Origin of the sequence: Amorphus sp. 3PC139-8 (genome assembly GCF_040750475.1) — a bacterium.
Classification (GTDB): Bacteria; Pseudomonadota; Alphaproteobacteria; order Rhizobiales; family Amorphaceae; genus Amorphus.
Window position 1 is genome coordinate 1 of the sequence record NZ_JABJVY010000001.1, and the last position, 24,000, is coordinate 24,000.

Here is a 24,000-nt window from a genome sequence, read left to right on the forward strand (position 1 = left end):
GCCGGCCACCCCGGTCGTAGCTCCAACACCCGTCATGCACTAAGACTGAAACTGGACCACTTCGTTGGGGCAGGTCAACCTCACCGGGATCGCTCGAATAAATGAGAATGGTCATGCCCGACCGAGCGAGCTTCCTGATGATTTCATGGATCTCATGTCGCGCATGGATATCGATCCCGCGGGTCGGGTCGTCGAGCAGTAACATGGAGGGCTCCGCCTCGAGCCACTTGGCAAAGACAACCTTTTGCTGATTGCCGCCCGACAACGTCGAAACAATCTGATCGGTGGACGACATCCGCACGCCCAGCTCGGCACAATGCTTGCCGGCGACTTCACCCAGTGTCGCCCTGTTCGGAATCCAACCATCCCGGCCCTGCGCCAGGGCACGCACGCTGACAACGTTTTCGCCAATCGTCTGGCGCTGCATCAGCCCCACCGTTTTGCGATCGGACGGAACATAGGCAACGCCGGCCCGGACGGCCGCGACCGGGCTCTTTTGAAGAGGCTTACCCGACGGCAGGGTCACCGATCCTGATGACGCCTTCTTCAATCCGAACAAAACCTCGAAGAGGTCGGAAACGCCGGACCCGACCAGACCGGCAAGCCCGTACACCTCACCCGGCGCGATGTTGAGCTGCGGAACGACAAGAGCGGGATCAGCTTTGAGGTTGGAAATCGTGAGCGGTCCGCCCGCCTTCGGCACAAAGTGCGCCAACTCGGCCTCGCCGGCCACAGCGCTTTCGTCTGCGTCGACGTCAGCATCTCCCAGCATCGCGGAAACCAGCGCGGGCAATGCATCCGATCTCGCCATGTCCGGCGATTCCACGCGCTGACCGTTGCGGAGCACGACCGCCTCGTCGCAGACGTCGAGCAGGTCCTCCAAGAAATGGGTGACATAGACGATTCCAACGCCGTCATCGCGCAGACGCCGCAATTGTGCGTGCAATTGTTCAACCTCTGCGGCGTGCAACGATGACGTCGGCTCGTCGAGGATGAGCACGCGTGGCCGTTGCAGAAGCGCGCGGGCGATTTCAACCAATTGCCGTTCCGCAAGATTAAGCCCTTCGACACGCTCTTTGAGGCCGTAGGTGAAGCCCAATTCGCTCAGCGTCTGTTCCGCATCGCGGCGAAATTTTGCGCCAGAGGCCCAACCGCCTCGCCCGTCGACGATCTTGAGGTTTTCCTCCACCGTAAGCGATGGAAACAGGCTCAGTTCCTGGGAAACGATCGCGACACCTTCGCTCAGCGCATCGGACGTCGAGGCGAACTTCACCTCACGACCATCGATGCGAAGCTGTCCCACATCCGGTTGCGTCGCGCCGGCGATGATCCGAAGGAGTGTCGACTTTCCGGCACCGTTCATGCCCGCAAGCCCGACGATGGAACCCCTGCTCACCTCAAACCCGACGTCATCAAGGGCGACAGTCGGCCCGAACGTTTTTCGAATCCCGGTTGCGACGTAAATGGCGCCTTCCATCACATCCCCCATCTGGGAAAAGGCGCCGCCCGAAGGCAGCGCCAACACAGACCAGTCCTCAGTTGCTGCCATCGTATGAACTGGCAGGAGGTAAGTCTTTGAGCGGGGTATCGCGGGTTTCGGTGATTTGCTGGTCGTAATACTTCCGCAGGCCATCCTGGCCGTTGTTCCATGCCTCGATGTAGGACTCGACATTGGAAGAATCGATGACCTCGTGCGGCACCTTCACCCAGCCGGAGGGAAACGGCTCTTCATCCATCAACGCCTTCGCCGTGACCCAGACAGCGATATAGCCCTCCGTAAAGCGATTGGACGACACGATGCCGGTCACTTCGCCCTCCTTGACGGCCACACGGGCGGCTTCGGGATTGTCGTAGTAGACCTGCGGGACGTCTATGTTGTCGTCTGCCCGGATCTTCTGAATATTCTTGTTGGCCTCCTCGCACGGGTCCGAATAGAACAATGCATCCGGATATTTTTGGATGGCCTGGTTCCACGCGGCATAGCTACGCGTGAGATCGAGCTTGGAATCGAAGGGCGGGATGAAGTTTGCGTTCGGAATTTTCTCCGAGATCGCCGCTTCGATCGCATCCATGCGGCGCGTCAGCACCGGCAGGCCCGGGACACACAACCCCTGAACGACATCGCCGCTGAGCTCGGATGCCGGTTTGCCGTGCTTTTCCTCGAGCTCGGACACGATCAGTTCCGCACCCGACTCGCCGACCGCGTAGGGATCGACACCGACAAAAAAGGCGTCGGGCACTTCGTCCGGCGGTGCCGAGACGACCCAGGTAACCGGTACACCACGTTCGGCGATCATCGCAGCCGGCTCGATCATGGCGCCGGGTGCGACGTTGGAGAGGATGATCGCGTCGGTGCCGCGCTCGACTTCGCTGAGTGTGACTTGGGCCTGTTTCGCCAGTTCGAACCCGGCCGGTCCCAAGATCCGCAATTCGATCTTGTCCTCACCAAGATCCGCGACGGCGGCTCGCGCGCCATCGGCCAGCTCGGACGCCCATTCTTGCACCGTCAGAATCTGAATCAGAGAAATCGTTAATTTCTCTTGGGCGTTTGCCACGCCCGCCGTCGCCACCAGCATGGCGCTTCCGATCACGATCGCGCAGGCCCGTTGTTTTATACTTTTGTTCTCCAACATGAGTTCCTCCCTTTTACGACTGTTAAGACTAGGATGACGAAGACGCTCGGTGGCTTTTTGCCAATCGGTCGAGCGCAATGGCGGCGACGATCACGACGCCGGTGACAAATTGCGAGTAGTCCGGGTCGATGCCGTAGAAGACGATGCCGCTGTCGATCAGCGTGATGATGATGGCGCCGAGCGCCGCTCCCAGTATCGTCCCGGACCCGCCCGCAAGAGACGTCCCGCCGATCACGACCGCCGCGATCACCCGGAGCTCGATTCCGGCACCAATCGTCGGCTCCGAGGTTTTGAAAAAAGCCAGCGTCAAGACGCCCGAGAGCGCAGACAGAAAGCCGACGAGGATCGTCGTCATGATCCGCGTGCGAACCACTCGGATCCCCAAGAACTGCGCCGCCGTGATGTTGGATCCGACGGCCCGAACGGTCGCGCCGTACCGCGTTCGCCACAAGACGAAATGGAGGATGGCGCCGGTGACGATCGTGATCCAGACGACCATCGGCATGCCGAAGTGATTGCCGCCGACCAACGTAAAAAAGGAATGGTCACGCGGCATGCCGAATACGGCTGTACCTTGGGAAATGATCAGATTGATACCGAAATAGACCGACAGCATCCCCAGCGAGATGATGATCAGGGGCACCTTGAGGGCGCTGGTCAGAGCCCCGTTGAGCGCCCCCATCACGCATCCGGAAAAAAGGGCGATACAAACAGCCAACCAGGGATCCATGCCGGCCTTGACCAGCAGCGCCATCGACATTCCGGCGACGGCGTAGATGCCGCTGACCGAGAGGTCCAACTCGACCATGGCGACCAGGAAGACCATGCCGAAGGCGATGATGGCGACAAAAGCCGTCTGTCGCAGCACGGCCTCGATCGACCCGGCATTGAAGAACTCCGGGTGGGGAATGCCGATAATCAGCACCAGAGCGATGAAACCGAGCAGCAAACCCGCCTCATCGAACCTCGTCAGGCGCATCCACAACGGCTTCCTGGCTTTCCCGGCAGAAGTCGTCGTTGCATCTACTGACGCTTCGTCTGACATAGACGGTGCCCTTTCGTATGCGTACCAATCAAAGCGTCTTCACCGAACCGCCGTCGACCGATAGTGCCGTCCCGGTCAGAGACCCCACGCGGTTCGACGCGGCAAAGCAGATCGCGGCGGCGATCTCTTCGGGCCAGACCATGCGGCCGGTCGTCATTCCGAACATTTTCGGGATCTCCGCCTTCATCGTTTCCACGTCGACACCCTGTTCCTGGGCCATCATTTCCAGCGCGCCGCCGGGCCGCGTCCAATGGGGCGTCAACACCGCTCCGGGCGAGATCGCGACAACCCGCACGCCTTGCGGGCTGAACTCTTCGGACAATGTCTTAGTCAGATTCAGGACCGCCGACTTGAAGGCGCTGTAATCGACGAGGCTCGGTACCGGCGTGGTGCCAAGGCTGGATGCCAAGTTGACGATGACGCCCTTGGACTCGATGAGATGCGGGAGGGCCGTTCGCGACGCGCGCACGTTCGACATGAAATTGGTTCTGAAAATCATGTCCCAATGGTCGTCGGTCGTCTCCAGAAAGCCGGGACGGAAAATCGTCACCCCGAGATTGTTGATGAGAATGTCGAGCTTGCCGAAGCGCTCTATGGCGCGGTCCACCAGCCGCTCGGGGTTGCCGGCCTGCGAAAGGTCGATCTTTTCGACCTCCACGGCGCCGTCGCCGGTCAGCTCCTCGTAAGCCGGGTCGATTTCGATATCGCCCATGAGCACCTTTGCGCCAGCCTCGATCAATTCCTTGATCGTGGCCCACCCGATGCCATCCTTACGTCCGCCGCCGCTGACGACCGCAACCTTACCCTCCAAGCCGAGATTCATCCTTGGCACTCCCTTTCGGATTCGCCGCTATGCGGCTTCAACTCCATGTTTTATGAGAACCGCCCGCACCGCTTGGGCCGATCGTTGCGCGGCCTCTTCGGCCGACAGCGCGTCGAGACGCGCGGAGAACACTTCCGGGCCGAAATCACGCACCCCCATCCGGACGAGGCGCGACATAAAGGCGTCGAGCGGAAAGTCACCGTCGCCGGGCAAAAGCCGGTGCTCCAGACAATCCTGCTGCAGGTCGCCCCGGACTTCCCACTCTGCGTCGGCGAGCTGGACGCCGAAGATCTTCTCTCCCGGGACACGTTCCAGCAGCGCGATATCGGGATCGCCGCGGTAGAAATGCCACGAATCGAGCATCAGCCCACCGTTCGGCGCACCGACGGTATCGACTATTTCGAGCGCGGCACGAAGCGTAGGGATTCCCCAAAACGGGATCGGCTCGAGCCCGACACGCAAGTCGTTGCCCGCCGCTCGCTCGCACAGCTGACCGAAACAATCGATCTGGCGCGACCGATCCACAGCGCCATGATCGAAACTGCCGATCGCAAGAAGACCTTCCGCCCCGAGCTCAGCTGCAATCTCAAACGCGATATCGAGCTCGTGATCGAGAAAGCCTTTCAATTCAGGTGACCGCGGCGGAAAGCGCACCGGAAGCCATCCCGTGACCGCATCGACCCAAGACACAGTCATACCGCAGTCGTGCAAGGTCTCTCTGATCCGGGACGCGGTCATGCCGGATGACCGCGCGGCGACGTAACCGGCGGAATTAATCGCAATCGCCGAAAATCCAGTCGATGCTGCCGCCGTGATCTGGTCGTACAACGAATGGCTGCGCACACATGCCGGCCAAAGGGTCAGCATGTCAGCCGACAATCCAGATCCGGTCCGACGCAGTCATGACCGACCACGCCCGGCGCCGTCAGCCCGCTTATGCCCTGTCGACTCGCCTCAGGAATGCAGCGGTTCCGAGCGGATGGCGCCCGGGCCCCCTCCCTGTCTCGCACTTTTAATCTCCTCCCGGCCCTCTAGAGCCTTTTCGTTATATTAATAACGTTTCATTGGAGGTTAGGCTTCTAAGTCTTATCAAGTCAATAGCCACCCACTGTGGCTTGGGGGACGACCAATTGACAAACGCAAGCCCAGCCCCTACTGACTGGATTTAATTCGTTACATTATAAATGAATTATCGGGAGGGCATGATGTCTGAAGGGTTTTGGCCAGACGGAGCACGGCTGGCGATCTCGGTATCCATGCAATTTGAGGCGGGTGCACAGCCTGATAAGGCCCCCTACAGCCCATTCGCCGAGATGGATGCCGAAACGGCGAACATGGCGACGGTCAAGTGGTTTGAATACGGCTTCAAAGAAGGTCTGCCGCGCCTTCTTGACCTTTGGGACCGCCACGGAATCAAGGTCACGTCCCATATGGTCGGCCAAGCCGTGGAGAAAAATCCCGAATTGGCTCGAGAAATTGTCGAGCGCGGCCATGAGGCTGCAGCGCACGGCCACACGTGGCAGCCGCATTGGCGCATGTCCGAAGAGGACGAAAGAAAATCATACGTCGACAACATTAAAGCGATCGACGATGCAACCGGTACCAAACCGGTGGGCTTCAACGCTTTCGCCCTCCGCAACGGCCCCAATACGCTGAAGATCCTGCAATCACTCGGCTTCCTTTACTACATCGACGACACCAGCCGAGATGAGCCGTTCACCATCAAAGTGGCGGGCAAACCCTTCGGGGTGGTGCCGTATACACGGCGCAACAACGACATCGATCGATTCCATCAACTGTCGCTTTCAGCCGCGAACTTCGGTTCCGATCTGCGCGACGAATTCGATGTTCTCTACGCCGAAGCGGCGACCCGGCGCCGCATGATGTCCGTCAGCGTTCACGATCGGATCGGCGGACAGCCGGCAATCGCGAAGGTCGTTTCCGATTTCATCGGCTATGCCAAAGAGCATCCCGGCGTCATTTTCCTCCGCAAGGACGAAATTGCACGCTGGGCAATGGAGCAATCCGACACCCCACACGAAACCGCCTAGAGCCTTTTCCGATCAGGTGGACGCACGTGATCGACAAGAAATGGCTATAGATTTAAGTGCTTGAGCAATTCCTTTTCGTTCAGATCGAACCGGCCTGAACTGGAGGTGCTCTAGTGTGGCGTAGCGGAACAGGCCGATATCTCCATGGAAATTCCTGCCAACCCTTCTGTTCTTCCTTTCCTGGAAGAAGGCTCAATGATTTCGCTCTGGGCCTTCGTTTTACGACTTTGGGTCGGCTGCGTGCTCGTCCTTTACGCCCTGCGCGCAAGCTTCGGCTTTTTCCCAAACACCGGAATGCCCGTACAAACAGTCGAAGGAACGGCGGAATACATGGAACGGTTCGGGTGGAAGCCCGGCCTATTCTGGGCGTGGCTCTCGACGATTAACAATCTCGTCGGGGGAGCGATGCTCGCCTTCGGGCTCTTGACGCGTCTGGTCGCGCTGTCCTGCGCCGTGTTGCTGTTCCTGTCGGCAATTCATCACATCAAGGACGGTTTCTTCTCGAACCAGAACGGTTTCGAGCACTACGCCCTGTGGGGAATGTGTGCGCTGTTTTTTGTCTTTTACGGTGGCGGGCCCTTCTCGCTCGACCACTTATTCAGCCTCTTCATCTGACCCCCTCAGGCGGGGTCCTCAGGACATCGACCAACGAAAACAGTTCGTACCAATAATGGGAGGATTCCATGACATATCAGTTGGAAGGGAAGACGGTACTCGTCACCGGCGCGGGCTCTGGAATTGGGCTTGCGACCACTAGGCGCTTTCTTGAAGAGGGCGCAAACGTGGTAGCCGGCGACCTCGATGTTTCGTCGGTCAACGAGCTTTCCGGCAAGGAAAAGGCCGTGCCGCTGCAAATCGATCTGAGAGCCGACGGCGCAACGCAGTTGACGGAGGCGGCTCTCGATTCGTTCGGCCGGATCGACGCGTTGGTTTGCTGCGCAGGTGTGGCTCCCACCCGCACCGGACTGGCAGACGTCAGTCCGGAAGATTTCATGGCCACCTTCGACGTGAACACCCTCGGTGTCGTTCGATGCGCCCGCGCGGCCGTTCCGCAGATGGCCGAACAGGGCAAAGGCTCGGTCGTCGCAATTGCCTCCGATTTCGGGCGCATGCCGGAGCCGCTGTTCTACGACTACTGCGTGTCGAAATCGGCCGTCCTCAGCTTCATGAAATCGCTGTCGATCGAATTCGGCCCCAAAGGCGTTCGCGCCAACTGTGTTTCACCAGGCGCGACGCGGACACCGATCTGGGAGAAGCCGGGCGGCTTTATCGATCTTCTGGCCGAAATGTATGGTGGAATGGACCGCGAGAAGGTCGTCGACCACTTTGCCAAAGAGCACAAAAAATTTGCGCTTCAACGCATCGGCGAACCGGAAGAAATCGCCGAGGTCGTTCTGTTCCTTTCCTCCGACCGGGCCAGCTTTGTAACCGGTTCGGATTACTGGGCCAACGGTGGATCGTTGCCGGTATATTAGAGCCCGGCCCCAACTCCGCGGGCAAAGTGCCTGACCGATGAAATATGGCTCCGGCGTCAAACGCTGGAGCCATTTCCTTTAGGTCACATACCCATAAACGCGATTCCCAATCAGCGGCTGTGCTTCTCTTCCTGCAATCGACAGGAGGCTGAGATGGGGCGTTTCGATCTGACGGATTTCGAGTGGTCGGTGATCCAGCCGTTGCTTCCTACGAAGGTGCGCGGGGTGCCCCGCGCCGATGACCGAAAGGTCCTGAACGGCATCTTCTGGCGGTTGCGCACGGGGGCTCCCTGGGCCGACATTCCGGCGCGCTACGGTCCGCACACGACGTGCGTGAACCGCTTCAACCGGTGGCGCAGAGCCGGCCACTGGGCGCGCATTCTCGAAGCCGTATCAGCCGCTTACGATGGTGACGTGAGATGATTGACTCCTCCTCGATCCGCGTCCACCAGCACGCCGCCAACGGTCAAAAAAAGATGAGCGATCCCGTTGCATGGGTCGTTCGCGCGGCGGCCAGATCACCAAAATCCATGCCCTCGTTGATGCCGAAGGCCGGCCGATCCGCCTCAAGCTGACCGAGGGCCAGGCCCATGACGGACGCTCGGCCTCCGACATGTTCGAGACCGTCGAGGCCGGGCATATCCTGCTCGCCGACCGCGCTTATGACGGCGACACGCTCCGCGCCGCGATGGCAAAGCGCGGCGCATGGGCCAACATCCGAGCCATGCCGAACCGCGTCAAAACCTTCCCGTTCAGCGCATGGGTCTACCGCCAACGCAACGCCGTCGAGCGGTTCTTCAATAAACTCAAACACTTCAGGGCCGTAGCCACCCGATACGATAAGCGCGACGACAACTTCCTCGCTTCCGTCCAGCTCGCTTCGATCCGCATCTGGTTGCGGAGTTATGAGGCGGTCACCTCGGCCGAAGTGAGCCATTTCTCCTCGTTCAAATTGGCTCAATTCGAACGGACAGCACTCCATCTCCCACTATTGATTATAGTTTTCGGCATAGTGCGCCGCGATTTCATCCGACGTCGTCAACCATACGCCTTCATGATTCGCGATGTATTCAAGTGCCTTATCGAGATATTTATGCCTAAACGGCTGATTGATGATGAATGGATGAAGGCAGAGCGCCATCACACGTCCGGACTGCGCACTATCTGCATACAACTGGTCGAACTGGTCGACGACCATCTGATAGAATTGCTCACCCGTTAGCGACTTACCGACAAACATCGTGACGTCGTTCAACTCGATCGAATACGGCACGGACAGCATTCCTGGGATACTTAGCGGAAATGGCTGATCGTCGGAACACCAGTCGAGAAGGTAAGAAAGCCCGATCTCCTTCAGGATCCCAGGGGTCTCGAAGGTCTCGGTGAGTGCCGGCCCGAGCCACCCTTTGACGGACTGTCCTGTTGCTTCGCGAATCGTATCGACGACGTTCGTCAGATATTGTCGCTCCTCCTCAACGGTCATGCCTGCCTGCAGGATGGAATTGTTCTTGCCGTGGGCGAGCCAGGCCCATCCGCGCTCTTTGCCTGCCTGAATGACCTGCGGATAGCGCTCGCAGCAATCTGAGTTGAGCAACACGGAGGCACGCAGTCCATATCGATCGAGCGACTCGATCAGACGCCAGATACCGATCCGCAACGCATAATCGCGCCAGCCGAAATTGAGGGGATCGGGCGCAAGACCAGCTGTGCCGGGGAAGATGCTCGTGGAGGGCTTGTCGACTTCGTAGTGCTCGACGTTCAATCCGACATAGAACGCAACCCGCGCTCCGTTGGGCCACGCGAGCTTCGGACGCGAAACGATCGGCGAATATTCGTAAAGCCTATTGTCCATCATATTCTCCCTTATGATCCGATCGCACCAAAGTGGGCGTCGATCTTCTCGATCGTGTCATCGAGGCTCATAACGTCACCGTATTTCGCCTGGATATCGAACAGGCTTTGCGCATGCGCCGTAGTCGAGCGATCCCCCACCGCTTCCTTAACGACGATTGGCATGAGACCGTATTGGACCGCATCCACGACGGTCGCCCTGACACACCCGCTGGTCGTACACCCCGTAACGATCAGAGTGTCGATCCTACGCGCCTGAAGGCGCGAGATGAGATCAGTGCCGAAGAAACAGGACGCATATTTCTTATTGAACACCGACGCATCGGCCCGCTTACGCAACCGCGGGTCCAGTTCGACGGCAGCCGAGCGAGCTGTCAGATCGAAAAGCCCGCTCATCTTGCGTCCCCATACGCCAGCATCGCGACAATCCGCATCGTCATAACAAACGACTGAGAAGAAGGTCGGAATCTGCGTTTTCTCGGCAGTTTCCAGAAGGCTGTTGATGTGCCCGATCTGCGGGCTCAGGTCTGAACCGAGGGGCATATTCGGATCCGTAAAGGCACGCATAATGTCGACGACAAGGAGCGCCGGGTTCTCACCAAATCCAATTGCGCCACCAAAGCCGCGTTTACTAAAGAACTCAAGTTCATCAGAAGACGCGTTGGTCATTGATTTTCTCCATCGATCGATCGTCTTTGAAAGTTGTCCGTTGGGTCCGACCATGACCCGTGTATGGATGTCTTCTCAAACGCGCCAAGGTGCGCCGCCGGCGTCAAACCCGCCGTGCGGCGGCCACGCAGATGAAGAGACCGACTTCGGCGGAGCTCCCCGGGCCCCAGGCGCCATTCAACGGATCGCTCGCCCTGGGGCCCGGCCTTGAAACGCGCCGTGACGAAGTCGCGGTTTCGCCTATCTAAATCAGGATATAGATCAGGCAGACAAAGGAACGCCTTTAGAGCCCTTCGTATCCCGCTCGTTTGACATAGTATGTCCAGGCCCGCTCCTGCGGCATCGGTCCTCTCAGCATCGACGCGGTCATGTCGATTTCCCCATCCGTCAAGTAAGACGGCTCCCCGAGCGGCAGAGCATTCAGGAGGACTTCAGCCGTTTCGTTGAGATACACGGACGTGAACACGCAGTCCTTGACGCTGCTCGCGGCAACGGCCGCACCATGGCGCGCCAAAAGCACCACCGTGTCGTTTCCAAGCGTTTTTGCCAGCGACACGCCCATCTCCCAGCAATCGACAAGCATGTTGGTGTCGCCGAACTCGGGCTGGCTGTCCCAGACGGGCACGTTCTTGCCGATCACCGATCCCATGTGGAAGACGGGCCGAAGCGGCGTCTTCGAGACGGTGAAAGGCAAAACGGAGCGGGCGTGATGATGCGAGACCGAATGGACGTCAGGACGCGCGGCGTAAATCGCGCCGTGGATGTAGCGCTCGGCGTAAGGTCTTTTTCCCTGCATACCGGACACGGGTTCGCCCTCGAGCGTAAACTCGAAGATGTCCTCGCGTGTCACGAGTTCCGGACTCCGCGAACGCGAGAGGAAAAAGTGGTTCGGTTTGACAGGGTTGCGGACGCTGATGTGACCAAAATCATCGATGACATCTTCATGCGCCAGGATGCGATTGGCGATGACCAGATCGCGAACGGCTTCTTCTATTGCGGATTCGTCGGACATTTGGCGATAGACAACCTCTGAGAATGGCAAGGAAAAAGGACCTCGTTCGCTTTATTGCCCGACGAGGTTGACGTGGATGTTCTTTTCCTGAGTGAAGGCGATCAGCTCCGAAAGCGATTCCTCACGCCCGATACCCGACTGTTTCGAGCCGCCAAAAGGCGCGCCGAGGAAGTGCTTGGAAACCTCATTGATCCAGACGAATCCCACCTCGACAGCCATCGCTGTCCGATGTGCTTGCGCGAGGTCCCGGGTCCAGATCGAGCAGGTCAGGCCGTACTCGAGGCCGTTCACCTCGTCGATCATCGCTTTTTCGTCCGACCAACGCCGAACCGAAAGGACCGGACCGAAGATCTCTTCGCGCGCGATCCGCATCTCAGGCGTGACGTCGGCAAAAATCGTCGGCTCAATGTAGTAGCCGCTTTTCAGCTCGTCCGTCGCCGGCGATCCGCCGCCACAGACCAGCCGGGCTCCCTCTTCCTTCGCACTGTCGATATACCCCATCACCCGGTCAAACTGCGCCTTGCTCACGAGCGCACCCATGGTGGTCGTCGGATCGGTCGGTATGCCGGGCTTGAAACGCGTGACCGCCGCGTTGACGCGTTCGACCACGGCGTCGTGGATATCCTCGTGCAGGAAGGCGCGGCTGGTCGAACCACACGACTGTCCGCACCAAGTGAAATTCATACCGCCAACAATGGCTTTGGCGACGGCGTCGGGGTCGGAGTCGGCAAAGGCGATGAGCGCGTTCTTGCCGCCGAGTTCGAGCAACACCGGCTTCACCGTGTCACTGGCCGAGCGCATGACGGCGCGTCCCGCAGCCACGCTGCCGATGAGCGTGACCTTGGCGACATCGGGATGACTTGCGAGCGATGCGCCGGCTTCTGTCCCGCCGGGAATGACGCTGAATGCACCTGCGGGCAGAAGGCCGTCGACGAGTTCGGCAAGCCTCAGCGATGACAGCGGAGCCTGGGCCGGCGGCTTGATGATTACCGCATTACCGGCGGCAAGCGGTGCCGCCATCTTGCCGCCACAGAACATGAAAGGATGATTGTAGGCGAGAATACGCGCGACGACGCCGAGCGGTTGACGTACGGAAAAATTTACCGCGTTCGGCCCCATCGGAATGGAGGCGCCCTTCATTTCCGTCACAAGGCCGGCGAAGAAATCCAGTTGGGCCGCAGCAATGTTGGCGTCACTGACCATTTCGGCGACCGGATTGCCGCAGTTCGCCGCATCGATTGTCGCAAGCTCGCGCGCGTTGTCGCGCAAGATACGGGCGATCTCCTTCAGCACGCGCGCACGTTCCAGCGGAGGCACATCGCGCCATTCGAGAAAACCCTTGCGCGCAGAGGCGACGGCAAGGTCAACGTCACCGGACGAGGCCTCGGCCACTTCCGCGAGTTGCACACCCAAGCCGGGATCAAAGGTCGGCGAACGGCCGCCATTGACGGGATCGTGCCAACCGCCTCCGAAATAGAGCGACAGATGTTCGGGCAGAACAGGCTTCCACGGTCCTTCCGATTTCGGATCGGCTGCAACATTCATGACTTTCTCCACATTACGGATCGCGAGGGGTAGCCTGGCTTCAGTGGCGTTCGTGTTCGACGCGGTCGGCAAGCCATCCCATTGAGGCGTTGGCGGCGACGGCCAACATGAAGGTCAGCAGCAGCACCGCGTACATTTCCGGTATTCGAAGGAAGTTGTAGTGCTGAATGATGAGGTACCCGAGGCCCTGATTGGACAGCTTGATCTCAGCGAGAAGCGTGCCGATGAAGGCAACGCCGATCGCCAGCCGGAAGCTGGTCATCACCGGCGCCACCAGCGCGGGGATGTAGACCTTGGTCACAATCTGGTGCCAGCTGGCGTTAAAGGTCTTGGCCACACGCAGATAGACAGGCGGGATGTGCCGCATCCCGGCATGGGTGGCGATAACCACCGGGAAAAAGGCCGATAGCGCCGCCATCGCGACCTTCGATCCCATTCCCACCCCGAACACGAGAAGAAGGATCGGCAGGAAGATAATCTTCGGGGCCGGCCCCAGATAATTGACCCAAGGCGAGATCATGCCGGCAATCAGTCTGGACGATCCGAACACGATGCCGACCGAAACCCCCGCAACCACGCCCACAACGAAGCCGCTGACGACCTCGGTCAGCGTGCGAAACAGGTGCGGATAGAATTCCGGCGACGCCAGCGTTTCGAACATCGTGCGCAGGACAACGAACGATGACGGCACGACACCCTCGAAGAAGAGACCGGAGCGCGAAGCCGCCTCGTAGATCGCCCACACGGCAAGCAGCGTGACGACACGAATAACGGTGACGCGCGAGATTATTGGGCCCGGAACCGCCCCTGTCGAAGCACTCACTGCGGATCCAGCCATTTCTCAAGCCATTCAAGTCCGGAGAAAAAGATCATGCTGGCAATAATGACGAAACCGACGGCCGCATACATGCCGGGTATGTTGTAGCGGTCGTAAAGGTCGCCCACGAGGAAACCGAGGCCGCCGATACTCACGAGGAACTCGATCGCCACGGCATTGATCATCGCGTAGATCAGCGCCAGACGGATCCCGGTAAAGATCGACGGCAGAGCCGCTGGCAGAAGGACCTTCCAGAAGGTGTCGTGCGAGGACATGTTGAAACTACGTGCTACGCGCACATAGACGGGCGGAACCGACAGAAAGCCGCGATACGTACTCAGAATGATCGGCGTCACCCCAACGAAGACGCTCATCACCACTATCGTGTGAAGACCGCGTCCCATGACGACAAGAAACAGCGGATAAAGCAGGATGACCGGCGCAGAGAATATGGCGCCGAGCCAGTTTTCGTAGGCCTGACCGAAGTCACGCTGCCGGAAAAGGAACAACCCCACCGGAACGCCAATCACCGTGGACAGCAGCGTTGCGAGCAGCGTGATGCCAAACGTCAACGCAAACAGGTGCGCAAGTCCTTCTTCGGTAAAAAGGCTCGGCACCTCCGCCAGCACGTCGCTCGGCAAGGGAATGACGAACGGCGAAATCAGCCCACCGCCAACGGCCAGCTGAAGGCAGCCACCGAGAGCGACGACGAGCAGGAGACCGGCGAATGCCGGCCCCCATCGATGTTCAACGAACGCTTTCACGGTCGCTTACTCGCTGCTCGATCCACGTACCTCTTCGGCCGTCGACAGGAATTCGGAAACCTGCTCCTCCGTCAGCGGCTCGTCGAGCCGGTCGTTTTCAACCGCTTCCTGGACGTTCTGATCGGTCCCCTTGATCGGGAACGGCTGAAGCGCTTCGCGCGGATATCCACGATCACGCGCCGATTTGGCCTCTTCCATGGTAAGGTCGTTCATATCGGCCCACATCTGCAGCGCCTCGTCGCTGTCGTAGGCCCAATCGAGCGTTTCCTGGTACGCGGCCAGGAAACGTTTGATGACGTCCGGATTCTGTTCGAGGAAATTGCGGTTGACGACGTGGTAGCGGACCGACTGTTCGGCCACCCCCGGCGCGTCGTTCCCGCTGGCGATAATGCGGATGTCGCCCGAGGCTTCCCGGTCGAGGCCGATCGGCACGGCCGACCAGCCGACATCGATCTGATCCGACATGACCTGGGTCATCGTCGCCGCCGGCCCGCCCGTGGGAACCAACTCCGCGTCGACGTCGGCCGCCGCGACGAGCTTGGCAGCGATGAGATTGGTCGAGGACCCCGGGCGCGAGAAGGAAACCGTGCGCCCGGCTGCGTCGGCGATACTCTTGATGTCGCTGTCGGCCTTCACATACCAGAAAAGGTCCGACGACCCGGTCATAGACGCGCCGATCACATCGATGGGAGCGCCCTTTGCCCAGGCACTGATGACGCCCAGGGCGCCGGTGCCGACCGCAACGTCCATGCTGCCGGAGATGACCGACTGCTGCGCATCGGCGCCCCCGTCCGTCCAGAGGATCTCCAGATCGATGTCGTGCTTATCGAAGATGCCGGCATCATCGCCGAATTGGATCAGCGTCTGATCCCAGAAGCCGCGCTGAGAACTGGCGACCCGGACGAGGTCGGCCGCGACGGCATGTCCTCCGACGACGGTGGCGAGCCCCACGGCCAATGCGGTTGTCTTCCAATGTTTCATGTTTCCTCCCAGTCGTTTTTTCGAGTATTCGCGTCTACGCACTTTTGGCGACCGCGCCCGGCGCCTCACTTTCGGTGAGATACATGCTCGCTTCCTCCCGCAGATCGCGCCAAATCATCCCGACATAGTCGCCAAAGGCCTTGTCGGTAATGTTTTCGGAGCTTCGCGGACGCGGAAGATCGATCTCGATGATCTGCTTGATGCGTCCCGGCCGGTGCGACATGACGACGACTCTGTCGCTCATCTGCACGGCTTCGGTGATGTTGTGTGTGATCAGCAGGGTCGTCTGACGAATGTCCTGCCAAATCTGAAGGATTTTATCGCCCAGAAGCAGACGTGTCTGTTCGTCGAGAGCGCCGAAAGGTTCGTCCATCAGCATGATGCGTGGCTGAAACGCGAGCGTGCGCGCGATCGATATCCGCTGACGCATGCCGCCGGACAATTCACGCGGCAACCGCTCCTCGAACCCCTCCAGCCCGACGAGCTTGATCAAATCTGCCGCGCGCTTGCGGCGTTCCTTGGCCGCGACGCCGGCTATCTCCAAAGGCAGCTCGACGTTGCGTATCGCGCTGCGCCACGGATAGGTCGACTCCTCCTGAAAGACCATGCCGATTTCCCGGTGCGGGCCCTGGATGGTCATTCCGTCCACTTCGACTTTGCCGTCATGGTCGGTCAAAAGGCCGCCGACGATGTTGAACAGCGTCGACTTTCCGCAGCCGCTCGGCCCGATGATCGAAACGAATTCCCCTTCCTGAACGGAAAGAGACACCTCCGAAAGCGCACGAACGACCTGACCGTCTTTGGATTGGAACGCCTTCCCGACGTTTCGGATTTCTAGAACCACTCATATCCTCCCCGGTTCCTATCCAGACGACCAGAGCGTCAAAGATTAGAACTCTAATTAACCTAAATGCTGGTTTTGATTTTTGTCAAACGGTTTCCCGTAATGGACGGCATACCCATCACCCACGAAGCATCGCGAAACCGCTTCCCAGCCTATATCCTTCGTTATCCAACGATTTATAAGATCGGCAACGCGACCCGTACCGGCTCCAGCCCGGCTCGTCGCGTGCGGTTCGCCCGACAACGGACACCGGCAGGTTGTCGAGAATTGGCGTCGCGGCCCTCACCTCACTTGGCAAGAATGGGTTGGCCTGTCGGCGAATGGAATGTAGGTGACACTCGTCTCGGCAGGCTTTTTTTCGTGGGATTACCGAATGACGCAAACAATCAATATCGATGATTGGCGGACTCTCGCCAAACGACGCCTGCCCCGCGTCGTATTCGACTATCTTGACGGCGGCGCAGAAGATGAAGTGACACTTCGTTCGAACCGAAGCGACTTCGAGTCTTTGTCCTTTCAGCCCAGGATCCTCACGGGGGGCGCGATCGACACGACAGTCGATTTGTTCGGTACAAATCTCGCCGCCCCACTGGCAATTGCACCGACAGGACTGAACGGCATCTTCTGGCGGGAAGGCGATCTGTGTCTGGCCCGGGCAGCGAACGCAACCGGCATCGGCTTTTCCCTGTCGACGGCCTCCAATACGAATCTCGAGACAGTCGCCAAAACATTGGACAAGCCGGGCTGGTTCCAGCTGTATCCCTGGGGCACCCCGGATTTTTCGGCAGCCCTTCTGAAGCGAGCCGAAGACGCAGGATACAGCGCTGCCATCGTCACGATCGACTCCCTGGTTCCCGGCAACCGGGAACGCGACCGCCGCAACGGCTTTTCACATCACATCAATTGGTCGCCCGGCATCCTTCTCGACGGTCTCCTGCACCCGAGGTGGCTGACCCAGGTTTGGCTCAAAACGGGAATGCCGAAACTCGAAAATCTTGCGGCATTCCTGCCAGAAAACGCCACCGCGCGCGATATGGCCGATTTTTCACGCCAGAAGCGCAACCCGGCGTTCGACTGGTCCGATCTGGAGCGCATTCGGGACGTGTGGGACAAGCCGCTCATCGTCAAAGGTGTGCTGTCACCGGCAGACGTCATTAAAGCGAAGTCGATCGGGATCGACGGCGTCGTAGTCTCGAACCACGGCGGGCGACAACTGGACGGTGCGCCGTCTGCCATTGCCGCATTGCCCGCCGTCGTCGAGGCCGCGCAAGGAAAAATGACCATTTTGGCCGATGGCGGTTTTCGTCGCGGCACGGACATTGTCAAGGCGCTCGCGCTCGGTGCCGATGCCGTGATGGCCGGCCGGGCGCCGCTCTATGGGCTGGCCGCCGCGGGTGAAAGCGGCGCGCGGGCCACCCTTGAGATCCTGACCGACGAACTAAGTCGGACGATGAGGCTCATCGGCTGCCGAAACATCGCCGAAATCACACGCGACTGTCTTGCCTGACTCCAGAGCCAGGGCCCGCGGCGCGTGCCTCCACTTTCCAATCCGCAAGCAGCGGCTCGATATTAAAGAGCTTTTGTGCGTTGCCACCCAATATGTCCCGCTTGGACTGCTCCGAGAGAAAAGGCAGGTCGTAGATCGTGCTCGGCAGATCCATGTCCCAATGCGGATAGTCCGACGAATAAAGAAGCTGCGTTTCCGCGTTGATCATCTTGAACGTGACTTCAAGCGCCTCACGATTGTCCACCATCTCCATAGGCTGCGAGGAATAATACATTTCCCGCATGTACTCACTCGGCTTGCGCTTGAGGAGAGGCGCCTCCGATGTCCGCATCATGTATTCGTTATCGAGCCGCTGCATGACGAAGGGAATCCACGCAAGGCCGCTTTCGATCCATATCGTCTTGAGCTTCGGAAAGCGCTCCGGCATGCCGTTCATCAACCAGTTGGTCATGTGGAGTATGTTGCAGAAGGTGAAGCCAAGCGCGTGAACGGAGATAAACCGGTTGAGCTGAGCGAGCGACGTGTCGCCCCAATGATAGACGGCGTGGAATCCGAGCGGCATCCCGCGCTCTTCGAGCATCGCGTAGACCCGCATATTGGCGTTGTCGTGCACCGGCCGCTTCAGGTAGCCCGTCGAGAGGAACCCGACGACGCCGCGCCGCTCGCCGAACTCCTCGACGATGCGTTCCGCTTCATGCGGCTCGTTGAGAGGCAGATAAAGCATCGAGCAAATGCGCGGATCTTCCTCCAGAATACGTTCGCAAAGCCAGCGGTTGTAGGCGCGGGCCATGGCCACTTCGACGTCGGACTGCGGGTGCGTCGCGAGCGTCAGCATCGGCGTGGGAAAGAGGCAGGCCATATCAACGCCGAGTGCATCCATCCAGCGCCGTGTCAGTGTGATGTCCCGATGCGGCGTTTCCGGCACTGTCTCGTGCCGGCGCCCGGGATACCGCGTGACCCGGCCCGCCATGTCCTGGGAGCCGATCACCGAGGGGATCAGCCCGGAACGTCCGACGTTGCCCGAGGAAACGCCAAGATGGCGCAGAACCAGATCATCCATATACTCTAGGATTTCCGGCAACGCCTCGGTCTCGTAGTGGTGCGCGTCGACATCGCAGATAAAGAAATCTTCATAGTGCCGCTTGCGCGCCTGTCGCGCCGCGTTGCGCAGCAGCTTCGTCGTATCGAAGTCCTCGACTGGGGGACCTTCAGCGGGAAGACCCGTCAAATTGAAATCCATCGCGGTTTCCTCCCTGGCATTTATCCGCGTGTTATGAGCGCCCCGTGACCGCCTGCCACATTCCCAGTTCGAAGACCGCAATCTGCGCAGCATCCAGTATGGCGGTCGCGCTGGTGGCGACATCGGTCGCCGTCACGCCATCATCCGACAAAAAAGGCGGGAATTCTTCGCCGTTGCTCGTCTTTGCCGCATAAAGGCGCAAGGCTGCCGCCAGAATCCTTTGGAGGTCGCGATCTGCAATCTGTTCAACGGTTCCGTCGGATACGGCCGCCTCAAGAACAGCGGTCGCTTCGGCAAGCTCAGGCGTCGACATAGATGCCGCCGTCCTGCGCCTTCACCGTGTACCGCTTCAAGCGGATCGCGGGATCGCCGGCGGCTTCGCCCGTTTCCAGTCTGAACTCCCAGCCGTGCCAGGGGCAGACGACGTGCATATCGCTGCGATCGAAATTGTGCCGTCGGAACCGTCGGACCTCGTCGAGCTCCATCGTTACCTTGGCAATTCGCATACCCTCACAGACCGGCCCTCCTTGGTGAGGACAGACGTTGCGATAGCCGTAATATTGATCCCCGTGACGGAAAACTCCGATCTCGACGTCGCCAACTTCGACGACCCGCACATCTCCGTCAGCAAGCTCAGCCTCGGCGCAAACATACGTCTTGGACATCACGCGCCCCTAATTAGTATGCTATCCATACGATATAAGGGTGCGGATCGGACGTCAAGCCGCGTCTCAGGCGTCAAGCCGTGCTCCCACACGGCTTGACGCCGGCGCGTTTCGCTTGCAGTGAGAATGTCAGCAACACGGCCGTCCTGCTTGCGCGGACAGCGTCGCCATCCGGGTCAGACGGCAATGACAAAGACAGTTCAGTCTGCGGACTGCATCTCTGCTGCGGCCAGTCGGCCCACGAGCGCTTTGACGCTCATGATTTCACGTGCCGGCAGGGTCTCATTATCGGCATCCGCGTCGGCCTCATAACGCAGGCCTTCGCCATCCCAATACCACCAATAGGCGACGTTGCCCTGCTTGTCCCGGATCGCCATTTTGAAGGTCGGAAACGTCTGTTCCGATTTCGGAACAGGCTGATTGCCACAGAATTCGCCCGACAGAGAGCCGCGCTCGATCGCACTGCGAAGGGGGCTCATCGCCACGAATACGCCCTCTCTCTTCGCTAAAAGAGAAAAATCGTCGGGACGCTTCTGGAAAAGTCCCGGCAGAGCGCGAAAGACTTCGGGATAGGAGGGATGATTATGGGTCACTTGCACGTAGGCAAGGCCATTGCTCGTCTCGATCTCGACAATGTCGCCGGGATTGAAAGCGTACATTATACCGACCCTTCTTACCTTCGGTGACGTCTAGAGCCGTTCCGCTTTTCGTTGAATCTCCAAACGACTCTAACATCGTTTGTTTTGACGCATTTCCGGACGGCCAATCGGTTCCCACTTTTCCCGAAATTGCTCTAGAGACTGTAGGCTTCCAGCGCTGCGGGATGGAACAATTCATCGATATTCACCTTACGCGGCGAAAGTCCCTGTCGATGATGGTATTCCAGGAAGGTCTCAAGCGTTTTCACGTTGGGTTGAACACCGTAAGTCCAGATATCCGCGCCCATCAGCTTGTGTGCGCGCGCGAGATTGTCTTCCACGAACGGCATCGTCACCTTGGTGGCAGAGGTGTCCGCCAACGCGGCCTGCGCCATCGCCTTCGCCTCGCCGAACGCTTTCATCAACGTCCCGGGCAGAAAGGGGTAGGCCTCCGCCAGTGATCGGCGAACCCCCAGGACATGCATGATCGGGAAAACACCGCTCTTTTCATAGTAGTCTTCGGCCGCTTTCACGGAGTCGGCGAAAAGCCGCGTGATTTTCGGATGCCTCTCATCGAAACACCGTGGCGCACGTGGCCCGACGAACCCGTCGATCGACCCATCCATGAGCATTTCGTTGAGGGTGCTTCCCGCAGGCGCTTCTTCCATCGTCACGTCGGCCGGGACGTCGACCTTAATCTTCTCCGGTCGGCCCGGCGCGTTCATGCCGCCACGAACCCATGTGACGTCGGAGGGTTTCAGACCAAACTCATCTTCAAGTATCCCGCGAATCCAGACATTGGCCGACAGCTGGTATTCGGCGATTCCGATGCGCTTGCCTTTCAGATCCTCCGGCTTCTCTATCCCTTTGTCGCTGCGAATGTAGACCGAGGTGTGCCGAAAGGCGCGCGACAGGAAAACCGGAACCGCCACATAGTGCGGGTCGCCCCGAGCCACCGAGATCGAATAGGACGAGAGCGACAATTCGCTGATATCGAACGCCTGGTGACGGAACGCCCGGAAGAACATCTCCTCGGGTGAAAGCAGCATACACGCCGGATCGACACCGTCGATCTTGACCCGCCCGTCAGCGATTGGCCGCGTGCGGTCATAGTTTCCCATCGCAAGCGAAAGCCTAAGATCGGTCATTTATGACACCCTCCCCTGATACCTTTACTTGATGTTCGAGCCCGACCGCTTCGCCCTTTTCCGCTGAGGCGAAAATGGCATGACAGATTTCCAGACTGGCGAGCCCCCACTGCCCTGTCTGGGCCGGCATCTTTCCGTCCCGCACGCAGGCGACCAGTGCATCGACAACCTCCTTGCGCGGATGCACGAGCGGCGGCGCGTCGACGAATGTTCGCTCCGTGTCGCCATAGAAATGGATCCCTCTGGGCGTCAGCCTGAGGTCACCTCGCTCCCCACAAACGATGATCGGGCCGAAATGTTCATGATCGTTCGGGCTGGGCGTTTTGACATCCGCCGAATACGTCCGCGTCGACTTCAGCGCGCTTTCATCGGCGGCCGACTTGATACCCGCTAGAGCCTTGCGAGCGCCGCCGTAGCTGTCCGCGGATTTCGCAGTTCCCAGTTCGCCGACCCAGTCCATCCATTCGTCGCTATCGAAGTGGGCATAGCCGGAATAGGTCAGCGACGCGAAGACGCCGCCTTCAAAGGAGACCAGTGCCGAATAGGCGCCTTCCGTGGGGCGGTTCGGATCCCACGCGCCCGTCATGGCAAATACGCGCTCCCCGCCGCCGCCGGCAAGAAGCCTCACGATATCGATTTGATGAACGCCCTGCGAGAAGATCACCCCACCGCCTTCTGCGGTCACCAGCTCTTCGGGCCGTCTCGGACGGTAGAGAAAGTCGGTATAGTTGAAGGCCTGGATCATGCGCACATGTCCGATCACGCCGTCGTCGATCATCGCCCGGGCCTGGCCGACCGGTCCATCGAAGCTGTGGCTCGGCCCGACTAAGAGCGCGACACCGGCATCGCGGCAGGCCTCGACCATTGCCCGCCCGTCGTCCATCGACACGGCGAGAGGCTTGTCCACGAGGACATGCTTGCCTGCCCGTGCCGCGCTGATGACGTGATCGCGATGCATCTGATGCGGGGTCGCGATGTAGACGGCCTCGACATCGGTGTCGGCGCAAAGCGCGTCGACGTCGCTGTAGGCCCGCCCGCCGAACTCGGCCGTGAACGCGTTGCGCGACTCTTCGCGCGGTGCGCAGGCTGCAACCAGCTGAACCCTCGGATCGCTCCGGAAGGCCGACAGCATCAACACAAAACCGCGTCCGAGGCCGACGACGCCCAGACGCAGCGGGTTGCTCCCACGATCAAATGTCAAGAATCAGGCTCCCGCTGCGGGCGCGTGAAACGCAGATCATAATGTAATCGTCGCGCTCTTCATCCATCAGCACCATGTCGCGATGATCGACGTCGCCTTTGATCAGACGCGTCTTGCAGGTTCCGCAAGTGCCGCTTTCGCAAGAGCTGACGGTCTTGACGCCGCTGTCGCGGATAGCCTCGAGGATGGAGCGGTCGGCCGGAACGGTCACCGTTTTGTTGCTCTTGGCCAGCTCAACGTCGAACGCTTCGTCGTCGGCCCGGATGACCTCGACCGGCTTGAAATCCTCGAAATTCACGCGCCCTTCCGGCCAGTGACCCGAGATCGCTTCAATTTCCTCCATCAGGACCTTCGGACCGCAGCAATAGACGTGCATATTTTTCGGCTCTTCGAAGTGGTCCCAAAAATCGTAGACCTCATCCGGATCGCCGGCATCATGATGGACAACAAGCCTGTCGCCGAACGCCTCCTTCATCTCGTCGAGATAAGCCGTCTCCTCCGCGCTGCGCGTGCAATAGATGATGTCGAACTCTTTGCCGTCGCCCGCCAGTTTCTGCGCCATCGCATAGATCGGCGTGACGCCGATCCCGCCCGCGATCAGGAGATATTTCGGGGCCTCCCCCATCGGAAAGTCGTTTTCCGGGGGCTCGACCTCCAATTCGGTCCCTTCCACGGCCTCATCGTGCATGGATTGGGAACCGCCGCGCGAATCCGGCTCGCGCTTGACCGCGATGACATACTGAGATGGGCTGTCGCCGGGAGCGACGAGCGAATAGCGACGCATTGCGCCGGACGGGGTTTCCACCGTCACGTGGGCACCGGGGCCGTAGCTCGGAAGAGCGGTTTCCTCGACCGGTGAAAGCGTGAATTCGACGATGTGTGGCGTGAGATTGCGCCGCGCCGTCACGCGCATTTTTATGGTTTCTGATTTTTCCGTCATGAGGTCCAGCTGCCGCGTATCGGTCCTCTAAAATTCCAGTTTCGAAGGAGATGACTTAGAAATCTAATCATTTTATGTCAACCTCTAGACGCCTTTGGGTGGCTGCGTTATGTTTAGTTAGAATACTAATGAAGCGACGCGTGGGAGATTG

The 24,000-nt window shown here is 59.5% G+C and carries 24 protein-coding genes and 1 pseudogene; 5 read left to right on the plus strand and 20 right to left on the minus strand.

The window, feature by feature from the left end:
* The 5 genes from HNS03_RS00005 to HNS03_RS00025 all read right to left on the minus strand — a co-directional run.
* On the minus strand, positions 1 to 1,522 hold a 1,522-nt coding region (locus HNS03_RS00005), incomplete at its 3' end, for a sugar ABC transporter ATP-binding protein (protein ID WP_367192123.1).
* A gap of 13 nt (positions 1,523 to 1,535) precedes the next feature.
* Positions 1,536 to 2,633 carry a sugar ABC transporter substrate-binding protein gene (locus tag HNS03_RS00010; RefSeq protein ID WP_367192125.1) on the minus strand — a complete coding sequence of 366 codons (1,098 nt, stop codon included), beginning with the start codon at positions 2,631 to 2,633 and terminating at the stop codon, positions 1,536 to 1,538.
* 28 nt (positions 2,634 to 2,661) lie between these two features.
* Positions 2,662 to 3,612: an ABC transporter permease gene (locus HNS03_RS00015; RefSeq protein WP_367192127.1), complete on the minus strand. Its 951-nt coding sequence runs from the start codon at positions 3,610 to 3,612 to the stop codon at positions 2,662 to 2,664.
* A gap of 94 nt (positions 3,613 to 3,706) precedes the next feature.
* A complete protein-coding gene (locus HNS03_RS00020; protein WP_367192128.1) occupies positions 3,707 to 4,501 on the minus strand; it encodes an SDR family NAD(P)-dependent oxidoreductase in 795 nt (264 codons plus the stop codon).
* 27 nt (positions 4,502 to 4,528) lie between these two features.
* The gene (locus HNS03_RS00025; RefSeq protein WP_367192130.1) at positions 4,529 to 5,368 is read right to left on the minus strand and encodes a sugar phosphate isomerase/epimerase family protein; all 840 of its coding nucleotides are present in this window, start codon (positions 5,366 to 5,368) and stop codon (positions 4,529 to 4,531) included.
* Positions 5,369 to 5,706: 338 nt separating this feature from the next.
* Between HNS03_RS00025 and HNS03_RS00030 the strand changes: the two genes are divergently transcribed.
* The 4 genes and pseudogenes from HNS03_RS00030 to HNS03_RS00045 all read left to right on the plus strand — a co-directional run.
* Complete coding sequence (locus HNS03_RS00030) at positions 5,707 to 6,552, plus strand: polysaccharide deacetylase family protein (RefSeq protein WP_367192132.1); 846 nt, start codon at positions 5,707 to 5,709, stop codon at positions 6,550 to 6,552.
* A 144-nt stretch (positions 6,553 to 6,696) separates the two neighbouring features.
* A complete protein-coding gene (locus tag HNS03_RS00035; RefSeq protein ID WP_367192133.1) occupies positions 6,697 to 7,167 on the plus strand; it encodes a DoxX family protein in 471 nt (156 codons plus the stop codon).
* A gap of 68 nt (positions 7,168 to 7,235) precedes the next feature.
* The gene (locus HNS03_RS00040; protein ID WP_367192135.1) at positions 7,236 to 8,027 is read left to right on the plus strand and encodes an SDR family NAD(P)-dependent oxidoreductase; all 792 of its coding nucleotides are present in this window, start codon (positions 7,236 to 7,238) and stop codon (positions 8,025 to 8,027) included.
* 153 nt (positions 8,028 to 8,180) lie between these two features.
* A pseudogene (locus tag HNS03_RS00045) lies at positions 8,181 to 8,931 on the plus strand (IS5 family transposase); the annotation flags it as partial.
* A gap of 84 nt (positions 8,932 to 9,015) precedes the next feature.
* Here HNS03_RS00045 and HNS03_RS00050 read toward each other — a convergent pair.
* The 8 genes from HNS03_RS00050 to HNS03_RS00085 form a co-directional block, all read right to left on the minus strand.
* Positions 9,016 to 9,879: a polysaccharide deacetylase family protein gene (locus HNS03_RS00050; protein WP_367192136.1), complete on the minus strand. Its 864-nt coding sequence runs from the start codon at positions 9,877 to 9,879 to the stop codon at positions 9,016 to 9,018.
* Between the two features lie 11 nt (positions 9,880 to 9,890).
* Complete coding sequence (locus tag HNS03_RS00055) at positions 9,891 to 10,547, minus strand: isochorismatase family protein (RefSeq protein ID WP_367192138.1); 657 nt, start codon at positions 10,545 to 10,547, stop codon at positions 9,891 to 9,893.
* Between the two features lie 283 nt (positions 10,548 to 10,830).
* Positions 10,831 to 11,559 carry a class II aldolase/adducin family protein gene (locus HNS03_RS00060; RefSeq protein ID WP_367192139.1) on the minus strand — a complete coding sequence of 243 codons (729 nt, stop codon included), beginning with the start codon at positions 11,557 to 11,559 and terminating at the stop codon, positions 10,831 to 10,833.
* A gap of 51 nt (positions 11,560 to 11,610) precedes the next feature.
* Complete coding sequence (locus HNS03_RS00065) at positions 11,611 to 13,104, minus strand: aldehyde dehydrogenase family protein (protein ID WP_367192791.1); 1,494 nt, start codon at positions 13,102 to 13,104, stop codon at positions 11,611 to 11,613.
* A 40-nt stretch (positions 13,105 to 13,144) separates the two neighbouring features.
* The gene (locus HNS03_RS00070) at positions 13,145 to 13,927 is read right to left on the minus strand and encodes an ABC transporter permease (protein ID WP_367192140.1); all 783 of its coding nucleotides are present in this window, start codon (positions 13,925 to 13,927) and stop codon (positions 13,145 to 13,147) included.
* Positions 13,924 to 14,685: an ABC transporter permease gene (locus HNS03_RS00075; RefSeq protein ID WP_367192141.1), complete on the minus strand. Its 762-nt coding sequence runs from the start codon at positions 14,683 to 14,685 to the stop codon at positions 13,924 to 13,926. Before HNS03_RS00075 ends, HNS03_RS00070 begins: the two co-directional genes overlap by 4 nt.
* Positions 14,686 to 14,691: 6 nt before the next feature.
* Positions 14,692 to 15,666, minus strand: a complete 975-nt coding sequence (locus HNS03_RS00080) for an ABC transporter substrate-binding protein (protein ID WP_367192142.1) — start codon at positions 15,664 to 15,666, stop codon at positions 14,692 to 14,694.
* 34 nt (positions 15,667 to 15,700) lie between these two features.
* Entirely contained in the window at positions 15,701 to 16,510 is an 810-nt protein-coding gene (locus tag HNS03_RS00085) for an ABC transporter ATP-binding protein (RefSeq protein ID WP_367192144.1), read from the minus strand.
* Between the two features lie 373 nt (positions 16,511 to 16,883).
* Between HNS03_RS00085 and HNS03_RS00090 the strand changes: the two genes are divergently transcribed.
* A complete protein-coding gene (locus tag HNS03_RS00090) occupies positions 16,884 to 18,017 on the plus strand; it encodes an alpha-hydroxy acid oxidase (protein ID WP_367192146.1) in 1,134 nt (377 codons plus the stop codon).
* Here HNS03_RS00090 and HNS03_RS00095 read toward each other — a convergent pair.
* The 7 genes from HNS03_RS00095 to HNS03_RS00125 form a co-directional block, all read right to left on the minus strand.
* Complete coding sequence (locus HNS03_RS00095) at positions 17,995 to 19,257, minus strand: amidohydrolase family protein (RefSeq protein ID WP_367192147.1); 1,263 nt, start codon at positions 19,255 to 19,257, stop codon at positions 17,995 to 17,997. The genes HNS03_RS00090 and HNS03_RS00095 overlap by 23 nt on opposite strands.
* Positions 19,258 to 19,288: 31 nt before the next feature.
* Positions 19,289 to 19,570, minus strand: a complete 282-nt coding sequence (locus HNS03_RS00100; protein WP_367192149.1) for a hypothetical protein — start codon at positions 19,568 to 19,570, stop codon at positions 19,289 to 19,291.
* Positions 19,557 to 19,922: a Rieske (2Fe-2S) protein gene (locus HNS03_RS00105; protein ID WP_367192150.1), complete on the minus strand. Its 366-nt coding sequence runs from the start codon at positions 19,920 to 19,922 to the stop codon at positions 19,557 to 19,559. The genes HNS03_RS00100 and HNS03_RS00105 overlap by 14 nt, the downstream gene beginning before the upstream one ends.
* A 200-nt stretch (positions 19,923 to 20,122) precedes the next feature.
* Entirely contained in the window at positions 20,123 to 20,581 is a 459-nt protein-coding gene (locus HNS03_RS00110) for a hypothetical protein (protein ID WP_367192151.1), read from the minus strand.
* A 134-nt stretch (positions 20,582 to 20,715) separates the two neighbouring features.
* Positions 20,716 to 21,708, minus strand: coding sequence for an ABC transporter substrate-binding protein (locus tag HNS03_RS00115; RefSeq protein ID WP_367192152.1), 993 nt, complete (start codon positions 21,706 to 21,708; stop codon positions 20,716 to 20,718).
* Positions 21,695 to 22,909, minus strand: coding sequence for a Gfo/Idh/MocA family oxidoreductase (locus HNS03_RS00120; RefSeq protein ID WP_367192154.1), 1,215 nt, complete (start codon positions 22,907 to 22,909; stop codon positions 21,695 to 21,697). The genes HNS03_RS00115 and HNS03_RS00120 overlap by 14 nt, the downstream gene beginning before the upstream one ends.
* Positions 22,899 to 23,822: a 2Fe-2S iron-sulfur cluster-binding protein gene (locus HNS03_RS00125; protein ID WP_367192155.1), complete on the minus strand. Its 924-nt coding sequence runs from the start codon at positions 23,820 to 23,822 to the stop codon at positions 22,899 to 22,901. The genes HNS03_RS00120 and HNS03_RS00125 overlap by 11 nt, the downstream gene beginning before the upstream one ends.
* Positions 23,823 to 24,000 lie beyond the last annotated feature (178 nt).